The sequence below is a fragment of the Pseudomonas akapageensis genome (assembly GCF_011355085.1).
Taxonomy (GTDB): domain Bacteria; phylum Pseudomonadota; class Gammaproteobacteria; order Pseudomonadales; family Pseudomonadaceae; genus Aquipseudomonas; species Aquipseudomonas akapageensis.
Map to the genome: position 1 here is coordinate 170,128 of NZ_VXCP01000017.1, position 18,501 is coordinate 188,628.

The window sequence follows — 18,501 nt, forward strand, 5'->3', positions numbered from 1 at the left end:
CGAGTCCCCTAGGGGACGCCACTTTTACCCGCTCTGCGGGATTTCAAGGCTCATTCGATTATTGAATGAGCCTTTTGTTTTTCTGCCTCGAAAATCTTTTTGGCAGCTCCCCCCTAGTCTCTTTCCAGCATTGCGCTTCGTTGATCTAGACGAACGGTATTTTTGTGCGCTTGCGAAAAAATATTATGCATATAATATTACTTGCATAATATTCGGAGGTTCCCATGAACGATAAAAAGGCGAAAACCCGCGAACGCATTCTGCAGGCGGCGAGTTGCGCATTGATCCAGCACGGCCCGGTCGAGCCGAGCGTCAGTGATGTCATGGGCGCAGCGGGGCTAACCGTGGGTGGCTTCTATGCCCATTTCGAGAGCAAGGATGCGCTGATGCTGGAGGCCTTCAACAAGTTGCTCAGCCAGCGCCGCGCCTTGCTTGCCGAAGTCGACCCGGCGATGAGTGGGCATGAGCGGCGGGCCCTGGTGGCAGCGTTCTACCTCTCGCGCAAGCACCGCGATGCCACAGAGTCTGCCTGCCCGCTGCCGACTTCCCTGGGTGAGATGGCAAACCTGCCTGAGGCGTTTCGCCAGGCGCTCGCCGATCATGTGGAGTTGATGATGGCGCAACTGTCCAGCAGCCCCGAAGAAGCCGACAAGGTATTGGCCGACCTGGCGCTGATGGTCGGTGGCCTGGCCCTGGCGCGAGCCCTGGGCACCGACCAGTTGTCTGACCGAATCCTGCGTGCCGCCAAGTCGGCGGTGATCTGATCGAGCGTTATCCCTGAGGAGAGAAGCGATGAACACCATGAGCTGGATTCGAGGCTTCAATGGCACGCTGGGCTGGCTGGCACCGCATATGGTCGCCAACAAGATGCGGCTCGCCTTTATGCGGCCGCGCAACCTGCCGCCCAAGGAGTGGGAGTTGCCGCTGCTGGCCAAGGCCGAGCGCGTGACCTTGCGCTTCGGACTTTCGGCACTGCGCTGGGGGCAGGGACCGGCAGTGCTGCTGATGCATGGCTGGGAAGGGCGGCCGACTCAATTTGCCAGCCTGATCAATGCCTTGGTGGCGGCAGGGTACACGGCGGTGGCGCTCGATGGCCCGGGGCACGGACGCTCTCCTGGTCGTGAGGCGCATGTGGGCTTGTTCGCTCGGGCATTGCTGGAAGCCGCTGCTGAACTGCCGCCCTTGCGCGCGGTGATTGGCCATTCCATGGGTGGCGCGGCCGTGTTGCTGGCGACGCAGATGGGCCTGCGGGCCGACGTGGTGGTGAGCATCTCGGCGCCGGCCAGGCTTATCGGTGTGCTGCGCGGATTTGCCCGGCAGGTAGGTTTGCCATCACCGGCTCGGGCGGCGTTCATCCATCAGGTCGAGCGCGATGTGGGGCTGCGGACAACCCATCTGGATGTCAGTCACTACCAATTGGATATGCCTGGTCTGATCGTGCATGCCGAGGATGACTCGGTGGTGCCGGCCGGCGAAGCCCGGGCCATTCATGATGCCTGGTTCGACAGTCGACTGTTGATGCTCCCCGAAGGCGGCCATCAGCGTGTGCTGGCCGATCCGCAGTTGGTCGAGGCGGTACTCGCGTTGCTGGTACGTAGCGGTCATCAGGAGCGCCAAACCGCCTGAGCATCCGTTACACTGGAGCCCGGCCAAATCAATGTAACGGGGAGCAGGCATGAGTTGGGATCTGGCATCGCCATTTACAATTGACCTTTGCGTGGGCGCCGAAGATATCGACGGCCTCGGGCATGCCAACAACGCGGTATACGTCACCTGGCTCGAGCGCTGTGCATGGCGGCATTCCCAGCGCCTGGGCCTGGACCTGGTCGAATATCGTCGCCTGGACCGGGCAATGGCGGTGGTGCGCCATGAGATCGACTACCTGGCCAGCGCCTATGAGGGCGATGAGTTGCAATTGGCGACCTGGATCGTCGACTGGGACCAGCGCTTGAAGATGACCCGGCGTTTTCAGCTGGTACGCCCCAGCGACGGCACCACGTTGTTGCGCGCGCAAACTACCTTCGTCTGCATCGAGCTTTCCACTGGGCGGCCCAAGCGCATGCCGGAAGAGTTTATCGAGGGTTATGGTGCCGCGCTGTCCGTCACCACCGCTTGAACCGCTGCGAGCGCAGGTTTGCTACACTGCGCGCCTTTTTCGCTCGAGATGTTCCCATGCAAATTGCCCTGGCGCCGATGGAGGGGTTGGTCGACAACATCCTGCGTGACGTGCTGACCCAGGTCGGCGGTATCGACTGGTGTGTCACCGAGTTTATCCGGGTGAATGACCTTCTGCTGCCGCCCAGCCAATTCCACAAGCTGGCGCCGGAGCTGCAGCAGGGCGCTGTGACCAACGCCGGCGTCCCTCTGCGGGTGCAATTGCTCGGTTCCGATCCTGTGTGCCTCGCTGAAAACGCCGCGTTGGCCTGTGAGCTGGGTGCACCGGTGATCGACCTGAACTTCGGCTGCCCGGCCAAAACCGTGAACAAGTCCCGCGGTGGCGCGGTGCTGCTCAAGGAGCCGGAGCTGCTGCACAGCATTCTCGTGCACGTGCGCCGGGCCGTGCCGGCGCATATTCCGGTCACGGCAAAGATGCGTCTGGGCTTCGACAGCCCTGACGGTGCCATGGAATGCGCCATTGCCCTGGCCGAAGGTGGCGCCGAGCAAATCGTCGTGCATGCACGGACCAAGGTTGACGGCTACAAGCCTCCGGCCCATTGGGAGTGGGTGGCGCGCGTGCAGGATGTGGTCAAGGTGCCGGTGTTCGCCAACGGCGAAGTCTGGACGATCGAGGACTGGTGGCGTTGCCGCGAAGTCAGTGGCGTGGAAGACATCATGCTGGGCCGGGGACTGGTCTCGCGGCCCGACCTGGCACGGCAAATCGCAGCCGCACGGGCCGGCATCGAACTGCCAGCCATGGGCTGGAATGAGTTGATGCCGCTGATCCAGGACTTCTGGTGCCAGGTTGTCGACAAGCTCACGCCACGCAGCGCACCGGGCCGCTTGAAGCAGTGGGTGGCCATGTTGACCCGCAGTTATCCCGAGGCCGTGGAGTTGTTCACAGCCCTGCGCCGCGAGAGCGATTTGGCGCAGATCAGCCGTCTTGTCGGCGTGGAGCATCGCATCGCGGCCTGAAAAAATTTGCAGGCCAGTTCTTGAAATGCAGTGGGTGGTCCCTATCTAGGGGGTAAGCGATGCCGAAGTCGGGTCGCGAAGACAACCACTCGCTGATTTTCAGGAGATGTACCATGACTACCGCTTTTTCTCTGGCTCCACTGTTCCGCCATTCCGTCGGTTTCGATCGTTTCAATGATCTGTTCGAATCGGCGGCACGTAACGACTCGGGTAGCAGCTACCCTCCGTACAACGTGGAAAAACATGGTGATGACCAATACCGTATCGTTGTTGCCGCCGCAGGTTTCCAGGAGCAGGATCTGGAACTGCAAGTCGAAAAAGGCGTCTTGACCGTCAGTGGCGGTAAGCGTGACGGCAGCACTGAAAACGTTACCTATCTGCATCAGGGCATCGCGCAGCGAGCCTTCAAGCTGTCCTTCCGCCTGGCCGACCATATCGAAGTCAAGGCGGCGGCGCTGGTCAACGGCTTGCTCAACATCGATCTGTTGCGCGTCGTGCCGGAAGAGGCCAAGGCCAAACGCATCCCGATCAACGGCGTGCAGCCGGCCCTGCAGAACTGATAGCTGTAACCAACAAGAAGGGCGCCTCAGGGCGCCCTTTTTTGTGGCTGACGGACGTAGAACAACTGCTTTCTTTCTCGTTCCCACGCTCCGCGTGGGAATGCCTCCAACGACGCTCCGCGTCGCGCGCCGATCATGCGAGCGTCTGCTGCATTCCCACGCGGAGCGTGGGAACGAGGGGCAGGAGGCGGCGGTCTACTGTTCGAGCAACAACTTGCGGAACTCGATCAACGGCAGGGGCCGGCTGTACAGGTAGCCCTGATACAGGTGGCAACCCAGTTTCTCGAGAAACTCCAGTTGCTCGGAGGTTTCTACCCCTTCGGCAATCACGGACAGGTCCAGGCTGCGGGCCATGGCCACGATCGCGCGGACGATTTCGGCGTCGTTGGGATCCTGGGTGGCGTCGCGAATGAACGACTGGTCGATCTTGAGTGCGTCCACGGGCAGGCGCTTGAGATACGTCAGGGAGGAGTAGCCGGTACCGAAATCATCCATGGCAAAGCTCACGCCGAGTTTCTTCAGTGCACGCATCTTGGCGATGGTGTCATCCAGGTTCTGGATCACCACGCCCTCGGTGATTTCCAGCTTGAGCATCGAGCAGGGCAGGTGGTTGGATTTCATGCTGCGCTCGATGCGCTCGACGAAGTCGTTCTGGCGAAATTGCCGCGGGCTGATGTTGACGCAGAGGCTGAAGTCGTTGATGTCGATCAGGTTTTCCTTGAGCAGTTGTGCGCAGGCGCCGCAAGCTTCTTCGAGAATCCAGGAGCCCACCTCCAGGATCAGCCCGCTTTCTTCCAGTACCTGGATGAATTGGGCGGGAGACTGCTGGCCCAGTTGCGGGTGAAACCAGCGTAGCAGCACCTCGGCTCCGACAATGCTGTCATCCCGGGCGTCGATCTGCGGCTGGAAGTGCAGGCTCAATTCACCACGGGTCATGGCCATGCGCAGGTCGCTCTCCATCTGCAGGCGTTCGCTGGCGGCTTTCTGCATGGTGTTGTGGAACAGCTGCGTGGTATTGCGCCCCGAGTCCTTGGCCCGATAGAGGGCGATGTCGGCGCGCTTGAGCAGGTCGGCCGGTGTCGTGCCGTGGTCGGGAATCAGGGCGATGCCGATACTGGGCGTGACCTGTAGGCGTTGGCCGTCCAGCGACATGGGTTCGGCGAGCAATTCTCGCAAGGTATCAGCCAGGCTGCGTACTTGCTCGGTGACCTGGCTGCGCGAGCCCTCCAGGCCACTGAGCAGCACCACGAATTCATCGCCACCCAGGCGAGCGACGGTGTCTTCCATGCGCACACTGGCTTCCAGGCGGGCAGTGATGATTTTCAGCACGGTATCGCCCACCGGGTGGCCGAGCGAATCATTGATGTGCTTGAAGTGGTCCAGGTCGAGGAACAGCAGCGCACCGCGCAGGTTGTGGCGTTTGAGCAGGGCGATCTGCTGGCTCAGCCGGTCCATCAGCAGGGCACGGTTGGGCAGATTGGTCAGGGAGTCGTGATAGGCCAGGTGGCGAATCTGCGCCTGAGCGTTTTTCAACTGGCTGACATCCCGGGCGGTCAACAGCAGGCACGGTGCGTCATTGAGGGTCAGCGGCTCTACCGAAACCTCGACGCTGAGAATCTCGCCGCGCTTGTTACGTCCGAGCATCTCGCGGTGATGGGCGCGGCCATTCTCCTGCAGGTCGTGAAGCAAGTTGGCCCGCTGCTTTTCGTCGGCCCAGATGCCGATGTCGTAGACCGTGCGCCCGATGACTTCGTCGGCGCGGTAACCGGTCAGGCGACAGAAGCCGTCGTTGACCTCCAGGTACCGGCCGGTTTCGCGATCCGTAATGGTGATGGCGTCGGGGCTGGAGTGAAACGCCTTGGCGAATTTCTCTTCACTGGCCTTGAGGGCCGCTTCGGCGCGCTGTTGCGCCGTGATATCGCGCAGGGTGGTGACACTGCACTGCTGGTCCTCGACCTTGATCAGTCGGCTGGAGATCACGCAGGTCAGGACGCTGCCGTCCTTGTGGTTGACGGTGACTGCGACATTATCGAGGTCCTTGTCGCGAATGCCTTGTTCGATCCGTTGCGGGCGCCTGCCGGCGCCGGCCCAGAAACCGATGTCTTCGGCGTTCTGGTTGATCACTTCATCGGCGGTCCAGCCAAAGGTCTGGGTAAAGGCCGGGTTTATCTCGATGAACTGGCCGGTTTCCTGGCGCGTTACGCAAATCGGGTCGGGGCTTGCCTGGAACAGGCTGGCGAACTTCTCTTCGGAGCTGGTCAGGCGCTGTTCGCGTTCGACCTGATCAGTAATGTCGAGCAGGGTGCCGGCCATGCGCAGCGGGTTGCCCTGAGCGTCACGATAGAGGCGGGCACGGCTTTCGATAAAGCGAGAAGCGCCGTTTTCCAGCTGGATGCGGTACGTGACCTGATAGTTGCCGGCCGGGCCTTCGCGCAGACTGCGGTAAGCCTGGCGCATGCTGCCGCGTTCCTCTTGCGGCACACCTTCGAAGAAGGCATCGAAGGGTTCATGGAATGGGACGGGGTCCAGGCCATGCAGCTCGGCGGCGCGTGCCGAGCCATACAGCATGCCGCTGGGGATATGCCAGTCCCAGGTACCCAGCTGGGCCGAGTCCAGGGCCAGGTCGAGGCGTTCCTGACTGTCTTTGAGGGCTTGCTCGGCGCGCTTGCGTTCGCTGGTATCGATGAAGGTGCTGAGCAGGTAGGCAACACCCTCCATCTCGATATTCTGCGCACACAGTATGCCGTCATGGACCTGACCGCTGCTGGCGCGCAATTGCACTTCCAGGTTGACCGGTTCGCTGTTGTCCCGGGTCGCTTCCAGTACCTGTTTGCGTTGTTCCGGGTCGGCCCACAGGCCCAGTTCGATGGTGGTCTTGTTGATGATCTGGTGGCTCGCCCAGCCCAGGATCTTCTCGAAGTGCTGGTTGACTTCGTAGATCAGACCATCGGCGCGGCGGGTCAGCAGAATGACATTGGGGCTCAGGTGAAACAGGGTGGCAAAGCGCTTTTCCGAGTTGATCAGTGCGGTTTCCCGCTCGCGCTGGCGCGTGATCTCGCGAATCACGCCAATCATCTGTAGCGAACCGTTTTTGCTTTTGACCAGGCTGCCATTGATCTCCAGCCAATGGATCGTCCCGTCGGGCCAGCGGATCCGATGGCGCATGGCTTGTTCTATTGGCTCGCCGGACAATACCGCGTGAAAGGCCTGAATCGTCCGGGCCCGATCTTCCACCGGCAGCAGATCGATGTAGTCGATGTCATTGGGCAGCGGCTGTTGCGGGTCAAAGCCAAACAGTGCCTGCGTACCTCGCGACCAGCTCAGCAGCCCACTCTCGATATCCCAGAACCAGGCGCCCAGGTGCGCGCCATTGAGCGCGGCCAGCAACTGGGGTGCGCTCTCCCAGGTTTGCTCCGACTCTTGAGGGTCTGCCGCATGAATGCGCGGCATATATGGAAAGCGTCTAGCTGTTTTGGGCATCGGTACCAGACCTTTGGCGGGTAAAGCGTCCTTGGAGCGACAGATCTTCGAACTTCCAGGCTTTTGCGTCAGTGCGAGGCTCGGTGCATGTCGAGCAATGACATAAAGGCGCGCGCTGCATTCGAGAGCGTGCGTTCGGTGTGCAGAATGTAGCCTAGCTGGCGCGAGAGTTGAATGCCCGGCAATGGAATGCGTGCAACCTGTTCATCGAGCATGGTACGCGGTAATACGCTCCAGGCCAGCCCGATGGAAACCATCATTTTGATGGTCTCCAGATAGTTGGTACTCATGGCGATGTTGGGCGTCAGCCCCTGGGCTTCGAACAGGCGCTGGACGATATGATGGGTAAAGGTGTTGCCGCCCGGGAACACGGCCGGATGATGGGCGATATCGGCCAGGCTCACCGGGCCCTGCAGCACCAGGCTGTGCTCGGGGGCGGCGACGAAATCCAGTGGGTCTTCCCAGACGGGGACGGCCTTGACCAGCGCATGGGGTTCGGGGGCGAGGGTGATCACCGCCAGTTCAGCGCGGCCATGGAGGATTTCTTCGTAGGCCACTTCCGAGTCGAGAAACTGGATGTCCAGGGCCACGTCCGGGTAGCGCCGGGTGAACTCGCGCAGCAGCGGCGGCAGGCGGTGCAGGCCGATATGGTGGCTGGTGGCCAGTGTCAGCCGTCCGCTGACTTCGCCGGTGAGGTTGGTCAGGGCTCGCCGGGTATCATCCAGCACATTGAGAATCTGGTAGGCCCTTGGCAGCAGGGCGCGGCCGGCTTCGGTGAGGCTGACTTCGCGACCCAGCCGGTCGAACAGGCGTACATCGAGTTGTTGCTCGAGGCCGGCAATGCGTTTGCTGATGGCCGGTTGTGTCAAATGGAGGCGTTCGCCTGCGCCGGAGAAGCTGCCCGTCTCGGCAATGGCTATGAAGGCATTGAGGTTGGCGAGGTCCATCTGGCTGGATTCCTATTGGTTATCCAAAGCATAAAAATTATGAATTTGAGTTATTCAATGTAACCCCATAGGATCGCCCATACAAGCCAAGGGGTTATTGGCATAGAAAGACGCTGATGAGGAACAGTCTGATGGCTGGCAAAACGCTCTACGACAAGCTCTGGGATTCGCATTTGGTCAAGCAGCGCGACGATGGTTCGGCGCTGATCTACATCGACCGTCACATCATTCACGAAGTGACGTCGCCGCAGGCATTCGAAGGCCTGCGACTGGCCGGGCGCAAGCCTTGGCGCATCGATGCCAACATCGCCACGCCCGACCATAACGTGCCGACCACCCCGGAGCGCAAGGGCGGCATCGATGCGATTGTCGACCAGGTCTCGCGTTTGCAAGTCCAGACCCTCGACGATAACTGCGACGAGTACGGCATCACCGAATTTAAGATGAATGACGTGCGCCAGGGCATCGTTCACGTGATCGGCCCGGAGCAGGGCGCAACCTTGCCGGGCATGACCGTGGTCTGCGGCGACTCGCACACTTCGACCCATGGTGCTTTCGGTGCCCTGGCTCATGGTATCGGTACTTCCGAGGTCGAGCATGTGCTCGCGACCCAGTGCCTGGTCGCCAAGAAAATGAAAAACATGCAGGTAAGCGTCGAAGGCCAGCTGCCTTTTGGCGTGACCGCCAAGGACATCGTCCTGGCCGTGATCGGCAAGATCGGCACCGCCGGCGGCAATGGCCATGCCATCGAATTCGCTGGCAGCGCGATCCGTGACCTGTCCATCGAAGGGCGCATGACCATCTGCAACATGGCCATCGAGGCCGGTGCCCGCGTGGGTCTGGTTGCCGCCGACGAAAAGACCGTCGAATACGTCAAGGGACGCCCATTCGCACCCAAGGGCGCCGAATGGGACCTGGCCGTAGCAGCCTGGAAAGACCTGGTTTCCGATGCCGATGCGAAATTCGACACCGTGGTCGAACTCGACGCCACGCAAATCAAGCCACAGGTGAGCTGGGGCACTTCGCCGGAAATGGTCCTGGCCGTCGATCAGAACGTGCCGGACCCGGCGCAGGAAATGGATCTGGTCAAGCGTGGTTCGATCGAGCGTGCCTTGAAGTACATGGGCCTGAGCGCCAACCAGGCGATCACCGACATTCAGCTCGATCGCGTGTTCATCGGTTCCTGCACCAACTCGCGGATCGAAGACCTGCGCGCCGCAGCGGCAATCGCCAAGGGTCGCAAGGTGGCTTCGACCATCAAGCAAGCCCTCGTGGTGCCGGGTTCTGGCCTGGTCAAGGCGCAGGCCGAGCAGGAAGGTTTGGACAAGATTTTCATCGAGGCCGGTTTCGAATGGCGTGAACCAGGCTGCTCGATGTGCCTGGCGATGAACCCGGACCGCCTGGAGTCGGGCGAGCACTGTGCCTCGACCTCCAACCGTAACTTCGAGGGGCGCCAGGGTGCCGGTGGACGTACGCACCTGGTCAGCCCGGCCATGGCGGCAGCAGCGGCAGTGACCGGTCGTTTTATCGATGTACGCGAGTTGATTCAAGGGAGCGCAGCATGAAAGCCTTTACCCAGCATACCGGTCTGGTCGCGCCGTTGGATCGCGCCAACGTGGACACCGACCAGATCATTCCCAAGCAGTTTCTGAAGTCGATCAAGCGCACCGGTTTCGGCCCGAACCTGTTTGACGAATGGCGCTACCTGGATGTCGGCCAGCCTTACCAGGACAACTCCAGGCGTCCGTTGAACCCTGAGTTCGTGCTCAATCACGCACGCTACCAAGGGGCCAGCGTGTTGCTGGCGCGGGAAAACTTCGGCTGCGGTTCAAGCCGCGAGCACGCGCCGTGGGCGCTCGAGGAATACGGCTTTCGCAGCATCATCGCGCCGAGCTACGCCGATATTTTCTTCAACAACAGCTTCAAGAACGGCCTGCTGCCGATCATCTTGAGCGATGCGGAAGTCGACGAGCTGTTCAAGCAGGTCGAAGCCGACCCTGGCTATCAGCTGACCATCGACCTGGCGGCGCAGACCGTGACCCGTCCGGACGGCAAGGTCCTGAGCTTCGAGATCGATGCGTTCCGCAAGCACTGCCTGCTCAATGGTCTGGACGATATCGGCCTGACCTTGCAGGACGGTGATGCGATTGCGGCGTTCGAAGCCAAGCATCGGGCCAGCCAGCCTTGGTTGTTTCGTGATGCTTGAGTAGTTGTTGGCTGTACTGGCCTCATCGCCGGCAAGCCGGCTCCCACAGGTGGTTGGCATTGCACCTGTCTCTGTGGGAGCTGGCTTGCCAGCGATGAGGCCCTCAAGGCCAATCCATAAATAAAGGGACTCCCAGATGACCACCACCGCCCACACCGATGTCGTCCAGCGCCAATTCGGCGAACAGGCCGCCGCCTACCTGAGCAGCACCGTGCACGCTCAGGGCACTGAATTCGCGCTGCTCCAGGCCGAACTGGCCGGGCAGGGCGCGGCTCGCGTGCTGGACCTGGGCTGTGGTGCCGGTCATGTCAGTTTTCATGTGGCACCGTTGGTCGCCGAAGTGGTGGCCTACGACCTCTCCCAGAAGATGCTCGACGTGGTGGCGGCTGCCGCTGGCGAGCGCGGCCTGGGCAATGTCGTCACCCAGTTGGGTGCAGCGGAGCGCCTGCCGTTCGCCGGCGGCGAATTCGACTTCGTCTTCAGTCGTTATTCGGCCCACCACTGGAGCGATCTGGGCCTGGCCCTGCGCGAAGTGCGGCGCGTGCTCAAGCCCGGTGGCGTGGCAGCGTTCATCGACGTGATGTCGCCGGGCAGCCCTCTGCTCGACACCTACCTGCAGAGCGTTGAAGTGCTGCGCGACACCAGTCACGTGCGCGATTACTCTGCCGCAGAGTGGTTGCGCCAGGTCAGTGAGGCTGGGTTGCAAACGCGCAGCCACAGCCGTCAGCGCCTGCGCCTGGAGTACAGCTCCTGGGTCGAGCGTATGCGCGCGCCTGAAGTGATGCGCGCTGCCATCCTCCATTTGCAGCAAGCCATGGGCGCAGAAGTGCGGCAGTATTACGAAATCAGCGACGACGGCTCCTTCAGTACCGATGTTCTGGTGCTTTGGGCCGAGCGATAGTCTTGACCAGGCAGCCTTGTTTGGCGTGCCGTTTCAATTGAATAGAGGAAAGCATGAGCAAGCAGATTCTGATTCTCCCAGGTGATGGTATCGGTCCGGAAATCATGGCCGAAGCGGTCAAGGTGCTAGAGCTGGCCAACGACAAGTTCCAGCTCGGTTTCACCCTGGAGCACGACGTGATTGGCGGCGCTGCCATCGACAAGCACGGTGTGCCGCTGGCCGACGAAACCCTGGCCCGTGCTCGTACTGCCGATGCCGTGCTGCTGGGCGCCGTCGGTGGACCGAAGTGGGACAAGCTCGAGCGTGACATTCGTCCCGAGCGCGGCCTGCTGAAGATTCGTTCGCAACTGGGCCTGTTCGGCAACCTGCGCCCGGCAATCCTTTATCCACAACTGGCCGACGCTTCGTCGCTCAAGCCCGAGATCGTTTCCGGCCTGGACATCCTGATCGTCCGTGAGCTGACCGGCGGTATCTATTTCGGTGCGCCACGGGGTAATCGCGAGCTGGAAGGCGGCGAGCGTCAGGCCTATGACACGCTGCCGTACAGCGAGAGCGAAATCCGTCGTATCGCCCGGGTCGGCTTCGACATGGCGCGCGTGCGCGGCAAGAAGCTCTGCTCGGTGGACAAGGCCAACGTGCTGGCATCCAGCCAACTGTGGCGTGAAGTGGTCGAGGAAGTGGCCAAGGACTATCCTGATGTCGAACTGAGCCACATGTACGTCGACAATGCCGCAATGCAACTGGTACGCGCGCCCAAGCAATTCGACGTGATGGTCACCGACAACATGTTTGGTGACATTCTGTCGGATGAGGCTTCCATGCTCACCGGTTCTATCGGCATGCTGCCTTCGGCCTCTCTGGATGCCAACAACAAGGGCATGTACGAGCCTTGCCATGGCTCGGCGCCGGACATCGCAGGTCAGGGTATTGCCAACCCGCTGGCAACCATTTTGTCGGTGTCGATGATGTTGCGTTACAGCTTCAACCAGATCGCGGCGGCCGATGCCATTGAAAAAGCCGTGAGCCTGGTGTTGGATCAAGGTTTGCGCACCGGCGACATCTGGTCGACGGGTTGTACCAAGGTGGGTACGCAGGAAATGGGCGACGCAGTAGTCGCAGCTCTGCGGAATCTGTAATCTCTCGGGCCCGCTGTCTTCTTTTGAAGCCAGCGCCCACTTTTTTGTCAAAGGTGTAGTTGCGATGAAACGTGTAGGTCTGATCGGTTGGCGCGGTATGGTCGGTTCCGTGCTCATGCAGCGGATGCTGGAAGAGCAGGATTTCGATCTTATTGAGCCGGTGTTCTTCACCACCTCCAATGTGGGTGGCCAGGGTCCGGCAGTGGGCAAGGATATTGCTCCGCTCAAGGATGCTTACAGTATTGAAGAGCTCAAGACCCTCGATGTGATTCTGACCTGCCAGGGTGGCGACTACACCAACGAGGTCTTCCCGAAACTGCGCGAAGCCGGCTGGCAGGGCTACTGGATCGACGCGGCCTCGAGCCTGCGCATGCAGGACGACGCGGTCATCGTGCTTGATCCGGTCAACCGCAAGGTGATCGATCAGCAACTCGATGCCGGGACCAAGAACTACATTGGCGGCAACTGCACCGTCAGCCTGATGCTGATGGGCCTGGGCGGCCTGTTCGAAGCCGGCCTGGTCGAGTGGATGAGCGCCATGACCTATCAGGCGGCCTCGGGTGCCGGCGCGCAGAACATGCGTGAACTGATCAAGCAGATGGGTGCAACCCATGCTGCCGTCGCCGATGAACTGGCCAACCCGGCCAGCGCCATCCTCGACATCGACCGCAAGGTTGCCGAAACCATGCGCAGCGAAGCCTATCCGACCGAGAACTTCGGCGTGCCGCTGGCTGGCAGCCTGATCCCGTGGATCGACAAGGAACTGCCGAACGGCCAGAGCCGTGAAGAATGGAAGGCCCAGGCCGAGACCAACAAGATTCTGGGGCGCTTCAAGAGCCCGATCCCGGTCGATGGCATCTGCGTACGCATCGGTGCCATGCGTTGCCACAGCCAGGCGCTGACCATCAAGCTGAACAAGGACGTGCCGATCGCCGATATCGAAGGCATGATCAGCCAGCACAACCCTTGGGTGAAACTGGTGCCTAACCAGCGCGAAATCAGCATGCAGGAGCTCAGCCCGAACAAGGTGACCGGCACGCTGAACATCCCGGTCGGTCGTCTGCGCAAGCTGAACATGGGTTCGCAGTACCTTGGTGCATTCACCGTGGGCGACCAGCTGCTGTGGGGCGCGGCCGAACCGCTGCGCCGCATGCTGCGGATTCTGCTTGAGCGTTGATTGCTTGAGTCGTTGAACTTGAAACCCGCGTCTTGTGAGAGATGCGGGTTTTTTGTTTTTACGCGGTTTCTCGTTCCCACGCTCTGCGTGGGAATGCAGCCGCCGACGCTCAGCGTCTCGACGCAGAGCGTCAGTACATGGGCTCCCACGCGGAGCGTGGGAGCCAGGCAGGAGGGGAGCGGACAAACCCCTCCAATCCGAGTAAAGTGCCGCTCCCCCCGTTCTACCTGAGGTATTTGCATGAGCCAGTCTTTCGATATCGCCGTGATCGGCGCCACCGGTACCGTGGGCGAGACCCTTGTCCAGATCCTTGAAGAACTCGATTTTCCCGTAGGCACCCTGCATTTGCTGGCCAGCAGTGAATCGGCCGGGCATTCGGTGCCGTTTCGGGGCAAGAACGTCCGTGTGCGGGAAGTCGACCAGTTCGATTTCAGCCTGGTCAAGCTGGCGTTCTTCGCCGCTGGCCCCGCAGTCACCCGCAGTTTCGCGCCGCGGGCCACGGCCGCCGGCTGCATGGTGATCGACCTGTCGGGTGGCTTGCCGGCCAGCCAGGCGCCCGCGGTCGTGCCCGAGGCCAATGCCAAGGTATTGGCAACGCTGGCGGCGCCGGTCCAGGTCAGCAGCCCGAGTGCATCGGCGGTATCGCTAGCCGTAGCCCTGGCGCCCCTGCGCGGGCTGCTCGACCTGCAGCATGTCAATGTCACCGCCTGCCTGGCGATTTCTGCCCAGGGCCGCGAAGCAGTCAGCGAGCTGGCGCGCCAGACGGCCGAATTGCTGAATGTACGCCCACTTGAACCGCGCTACTTCGACCGCCAAGTGGCGTTCAACCTGCTGGCCCAGGTCGGCACGCCGGATGAGCAAGGCCATGCTTTGCTGGAGCGTCGTCTGGTTGAAGAATTGCGCGAATTGCTTGAGCTGCCTGCGCTGAAGATTTCCGTCGCCTGCATTCAAGCTCCGGTGTTTTTTGGCGATAGCTTCAGTGTGTCGGTGCGTAGCGCCGCGCCGGTCGACCTGCCGGCGGTCAACGCTGCACTCGAAGGTGCAGCGGGGGTCGAACTGGTCGAGGCCGGCGATTACCCGACTCCGGTAGGTGATGCCGTGGGCCAGGACGTGGTTTATGTCGGCCGGGTACGCGGTGGAATCGATGACCCTGAGCAACTGAATCTGTGGCTGACCACCGACAACGTACGCAAGGGGGCGGCATTGAACGCTGTGCAGCTGGCACAATTGTTGATAAAAGACCTTCTGTAAAAGATACTTGGCAACAATTTGCTTTAAAGATACTGGCTGGACGTCACTTGCCGAGGAACGTTCACACATAGGATTAGGTCATGGTTCGAGTTCGCAAACTGGTGTTAGCAATAGCCGCTGCGTCGGCGCTGTCTTCCGGTATGGCGCATGCGCTTGGTCTCGGGGAACTGACCCTGAAGTCGACGCTGAACCAACCGCTCGTGGCCGAAATCGAATTGCTCGATGTTCGCGATCTTACGGCTGCCGAGTTGGTGCCCAGCCTGGCGCCGGCCGAGGAGTTCGCCAAGGCAGGTGTGGATCGTCAGGCGTTTCTCGACGACTTGACCTTCACCCCGGTGATCAACGCCAGCGGCAAGAGCGTCTTGCGTATCACCTCGAGCAAGCCGCTGCCTGAGCCTTTCGTGAAGTTCCTGGTGCAGGTGGTATGGCCCAGTGGGCGTCTGATGCGCGACTACAGCGTGTTGCTCGATCCTTCGAAATTCTCCCCGCAGGCGGCGCAGACGCCTGATATCAACGGTGCCACGCCGGCCGTGACCGCACCGTCCGAGTACACCACCAGCAAGCGCGATACCTTGTGGGAAATCGCCGAGAAGGTGCGTCAGGGTGGCTCGGTGCAGCAGACCATGCTGGCCATCCAGGCGCTCAATCCGGATGCCTTTATCGACGGCAACATCAACCGGCTCAAGACCGGGCAGGTCTTGCGCATGCCTGATGGGCAGCAGATCTCCAGCACGCCACAACCTCAGGCAATCGCCGAAGTCGCCCAGCAGAACGCTGCCTGGCGCCAGGGTCGTCGCCTTGGGCCGCGGGCGCAACAACTCGATGCAACGCGTCGCAGCGGCAAGCAAGGCGCGCCGGCACAAGTCGAAATCAAGGACAAACTGAGCCTGGTATCTGCCAGTGGCAAGTCGGCCGGCAAGGGCGCAGGCGGCGACAGCAAGGCCGTGAGTAACAAGCTGGCAGTGGCACAAGAGAGTCTGGATACGACTCGGCGCGACAATGCCGAGTTGAAAAGTCGGATGACGGATCTGCAAAGCCAATTGGACAAGCTGCAACGTTTGATCCAATTGAAGAATGATCAATTGGCCAAGCTTGAGGCACAAAACGCGGCGGACGCTGCCGCGCAGGCTGCCCAGCCCCGGGCAACTCCGGAAACGCCGGCCATATCGGCGGAGTTGGCCGCGCAGTCGCAAGCCGAGCCTGCTCCGGCAGCAGCGCCTGCAGCGGATGCGGCAACTACCGCTCCAGCCCCTGCGCAAGAGCCGATCGAAGTCCAGGAGCCAGAGGCGGCGACGGATACATCGGACAAGGGCCTGAATGATTTGCTGGCCAACCCGGTGCTGGTTGGATTGGTCGGTGGCGGCGGGTTGCTGGTGGTGTCGCTCCTGCTGCTTCTTCTGGCACGGCGCCGCAAGGCACAGCAGGAAGCCGAGAAGCATATGCGCATGGCCCGGGCGCTGGCTGAAGAATCCGAGCAGAGTGCAGACATCGATCTGCCGCCGAGCAGCTTCGAAGGTCTGGAAGTGTCTGCGCCGAACGTGAAACTGGCCCCTGCGTTCGTCGCTGCTTCCGCTGCTGCAGCCACTGCGGCGGAGATACCGGGACTGGCACCGGAAATGAAGGCTCCCGCGCCCGCCCCACAGCCAGAACCCGTGTTCGTCGCACTGGCTCCTGCTCGGGCGCCTGTTGCTCCAGCGACGGCCAGCGACGAGGTGTTGGTCGAGGCCGACCGTAGCATTGCACAAGGGCGGTTCAATCACGCAGCCGACCTGCTGGAGGCGGCTATCGCGAAAGAGCCGCAGCGCAGTGACTTGCGTCTGAAGCTGATGGAGGTCTACGCCCATCAGGGTGACCGCGATGCGTTCGTCGGCCAGGAGCGCCAATTGATTGCCACCGGCAAGAATCACGCTGACGTCGAACAATTGAAAAGTCGCTTCCCGGCCATGCTGGCAGTAGCGGCGGCCGGGGTCAGCGCGGCGGCGCTCGCTGCCGAGCAGGATGCCCAGTACGTCAAGGATCTGTTGCTCGATGAGCCTCAGGTACCTGATGCCATGCCGGACGATTCGGTCTTCGATTTGAGCCTGGACGATCTGGACGGGGTGTCGCCGGCCGGTGCTGCCCCTGAAGCGCACCTCGATGCGGCCGATTTCGATATCCCGACTCTCAGTGACAAAGATCTGAGCTTCGAGTCGGTGCTGCGGCAGCAGGGCGCGGCACAGCGCAATGATGATCTGGTGGACTTCGACCTGGATATCCCGGATGACCGGCCAAGCCTGAATGTCGAGGCGCAACTGGCTGCATTCGACGATTCCCTGACGCTGGACGATGAGGCAATCGATTCACTGACGGACGAAGACTTGAAATTGCCGGAAGACTTCGACTTGTCCTTGTCCGACGAGAGCGGTGACAGCTTCGCCTCCGAACTGGACGATGTGAATGCGGAGCTTGACCGCTTGTCCCGGAGTCTGGAACAACCCCCCCTGGCGACGCCTACCTTCACCGCCGAAGACGCCGCCGCAGCCGACGACGAGCTCGAGTTCGATTACCTTTCCGGAACCGACGAGGCCGCAACCAAGCTCGATCTGGCCCGGGCCTACATTGACATGGGCGACAGCGATGGTGCGCGCGATATTCTCGATGAGGTCCTCAAGGAGGGCAATGACGAGCAGCGCAGCGAAGCAAAGGAAATGCTCTCGCGATTGGCCTGACTTGACTGGCTCTTGATCCCGACGGCAGCCCTGGTGGCTGCCGTTGTCGTTATAATGCCGCGCATTGCGCAAACCGACAGGCTGTAACTTCCTTGGAAATCATAGATAACGCGGCTGCCGAAGTGGCGGCCGAAGGCTTTTTCAGAATCGCGCTGGGCGTGGAATACAAAGGTTCGCGCTATCGCGGCTGGCAGCGTCAGGCCTCCGGTGTGCCGACTGTCCAGGAAACCCTGGAAAAAGCCTTGTCGAAAGTGGCGGATTCGCCCGTGTCCCTGATGTGTGCCGGGCGTACCGACGCAGGCGTGCATGCCTGCGGCCAGGTGGTGCATTTCGACACCCAGGCGGTGCGTACCATGAAGGCCTGGGTGATGGGTGCCAATATCAACCTGCCCCACGATATCAGTGTCAGCTGGGCTCGTGTGATGCCGGCGCACTTTCATGCGCGCTTCAAGGCCATCGCCCGGCGCTACCGCTATGTGATCTACAACGATCAGATCCGTCCGGCGCACATGGGCGATGAAATCACCTGGAACCACCGACCGCTGGATGTCGAACGCATGGCCGCCGCTGCCGCTTATCTGGTTGGCACTCATGATTTCAGTGCCTTCCGTGCCGGTCAGTGCCAGGCCAAGTCGCCGATCAAGCAGATCCATCACCTGCGGGTGACCCGGCACGGCAAGATGATCGTGCTGGATATCCGCGCCAACGCCTTCCTTCATCACATGGTGCGTAATATCGCTGGCGTGCTGATGACCATCGGCGCCGGTGAGCGTCCACCCGAATGGGCCCGGGACGTGCTGGAAAGCCGTGTGCGGCGAACCGGCGGGGTGACCGCCCATCCGTTTGGCCTGTACCTGGTCCAGGTTGAGTACCGCGAAGAGTTCCCGTTGCCGGAGCGTTACATTGGCCCACACTTCCTCACCGGCTTTGATGCACTGGCGGCTGACGATCCCCAGCTCATTTGCTAACATCCTGGGTTTTCCGATCCTCTAGAGGTTCACGC

Annotated in this window: 15 protein-coding genes; 13 read left to right on the forward strand and 2 right to left on the reverse strand. The window is 61.3% G+C overall.

Features of this window, described 5'->3' with window-relative positions:
* The first annotated feature begins 224 nt into the window (after positions 1 to 224).
* The 5 genes from F2S13_RS14280 (at position 225) to F2S13_RS14300 (ending at position 3,692) form a co-directional block, all read left to right on the forward strand.
* Complete coding sequence (locus tag F2S13_RS14280) at positions 225 to 764, forward strand: TetR/AcrR family transcriptional regulator (protein ID WP_166361826.1); 540 nt, start codon at positions 225 to 227, stop codon at positions 762 to 764.
* Positions 765 to 792: 28 nt separating this feature from the next.
* Positions 793 to 1,626: an alpha/beta hydrolase gene (locus tag F2S13_RS14285; protein ID WP_166361828.1), complete on the forward strand. Its 834-nt coding sequence runs from the start codon at positions 793 to 795 to the stop codon at positions 1,624 to 1,626.
* A gap of 49 nt (positions 1,627 to 1,675) precedes the next feature.
* A complete protein-coding gene (locus F2S13_RS14290; protein ID WP_166361830.1) occupies positions 1,676 to 2,116 on the forward strand; it encodes an acyl-CoA thioesterase in 441 nt (146 codons plus the stop codon).
* 56 nt (positions 2,117 to 2,172) lie between these two features.
* Positions 2,173 to 3,132, forward strand: a complete 960-nt coding sequence (locus F2S13_RS14295) for a tRNA dihydrouridine synthase (RefSeq protein ID WP_166361832.1) — start codon at positions 2,173 to 2,175, stop codon at positions 3,130 to 3,132.
* 113 nt (positions 3,133 to 3,245) lie between these two features.
* Positions 3,246 to 3,692: an Hsp20 family protein gene (locus F2S13_RS14300; protein WP_166361834.1), complete on the forward strand. Its 447-nt coding sequence runs from the start codon at positions 3,246 to 3,248 to the stop codon at positions 3,690 to 3,692.
* 195 nt (positions 3,693 to 3,887) lie between these two features.
* On the opposite strand, the gene F2S13_RS14305 is transcribed toward F2S13_RS14300, so the two are convergent.
* Both F2S13_RS14305 and F2S13_RS14310 read right to left on the reverse strand, forming a co-directional pair.
* Entirely contained in the window at positions 3,888 to 7,172 is a 3,285-nt protein-coding gene (locus F2S13_RS14305; RefSeq protein ID WP_166361836.1) for an EAL domain-containing protein, read from the reverse strand.
* Between the two features lie 68 nt (positions 7,173 to 7,240).
* Complete coding sequence (locus F2S13_RS14310; RefSeq protein ID WP_166361838.1) at positions 7,241 to 8,119, reverse strand: LysR family transcriptional regulator; 879 nt, start codon at positions 8,117 to 8,119, stop codon at positions 7,241 to 7,243.
* Positions 8,120 to 8,250: 131 nt separating this feature from the next.
* On the opposite strand from F2S13_RS14310, the gene leuC reads away from it, so the two are divergent.
* The 8 genes from leuC (at position 8,251) to truA (ending at position 18,466) form a co-directional block, all read left to right on the forward strand.
* Positions 8,251 to 9,684, forward strand: coding sequence for a 3-isopropylmalate dehydratase large subunit (gene leuC / locus F2S13_RS14315; protein ID WP_166361840.1), 1,434 nt, complete (start codon positions 8,251 to 8,253; stop codon positions 9,682 to 9,684).
* Positions 9,681 to 10,325, forward strand: coding sequence for a 3-isopropylmalate dehydratase small subunit (gene leuD, locus F2S13_RS14320; RefSeq protein ID WP_166361842.1), 645 nt, complete (start codon positions 9,681 to 9,683; stop codon positions 10,323 to 10,325). Before leuC ends, leuD begins: the two co-directional genes overlap by 4 nt.
* 136 nt (positions 10,326 to 10,461) lie before the next feature.
* A complete protein-coding gene (locus tag F2S13_RS14325; protein ID WP_166361844.1) occupies positions 10,462 to 11,226 on the forward strand; it encodes a class I SAM-dependent methyltransferase in 765 nt (254 codons plus the stop codon).
* 53 nt (positions 11,227 to 11,279) lie between these two features.
* Entirely contained in the window at positions 11,280 to 12,362 is a 1,083-nt protein-coding gene (gene leuB / locus F2S13_RS14330) for a 3-isopropylmalate dehydrogenase (RefSeq protein WP_166361846.1), read from the forward strand.
* 64 nt (positions 12,363 to 12,426) lie between these two features.
* A complete protein-coding gene (gene asd, locus F2S13_RS14335; RefSeq protein WP_166361848.1) occupies positions 12,427 to 13,539 on the forward strand; it encodes an aspartate-semialdehyde dehydrogenase in 1,113 nt (370 codons plus the stop codon).
* A gap of 240 nt (positions 13,540 to 13,779) precedes the next feature.
* Positions 13,780 to 14,790 (forward strand): aspartate-semialdehyde dehydrogenase, encoded by a 1,011-nt coding sequence (locus tag F2S13_RS14340; protein WP_166361850.1) that lies wholly within the window; start codon positions 13,780 to 13,782, stop codon positions 14,788 to 14,790.
* Between the two features lie 80 nt (positions 14,791 to 14,870).
* Complete coding sequence (locus F2S13_RS14345; RefSeq protein WP_166361852.1) at positions 14,871 to 17,498, forward strand: motility hub landmark protein FimV; 2,628 nt, start codon at positions 14,871 to 14,873, stop codon at positions 17,496 to 17,498.
* Between the two features lie 122 nt (positions 17,499 to 17,620).
* Positions 17,621 to 18,466, forward strand: coding sequence for a tRNA pseudouridine(38-40) synthase TruA (gene truA, locus F2S13_RS14350; protein ID WP_166361938.1), 846 nt, complete (start codon positions 17,621 to 17,623; stop codon positions 18,464 to 18,466).
* Positions 18,467 to 18,501: the final 35 nt, after the last annotated feature.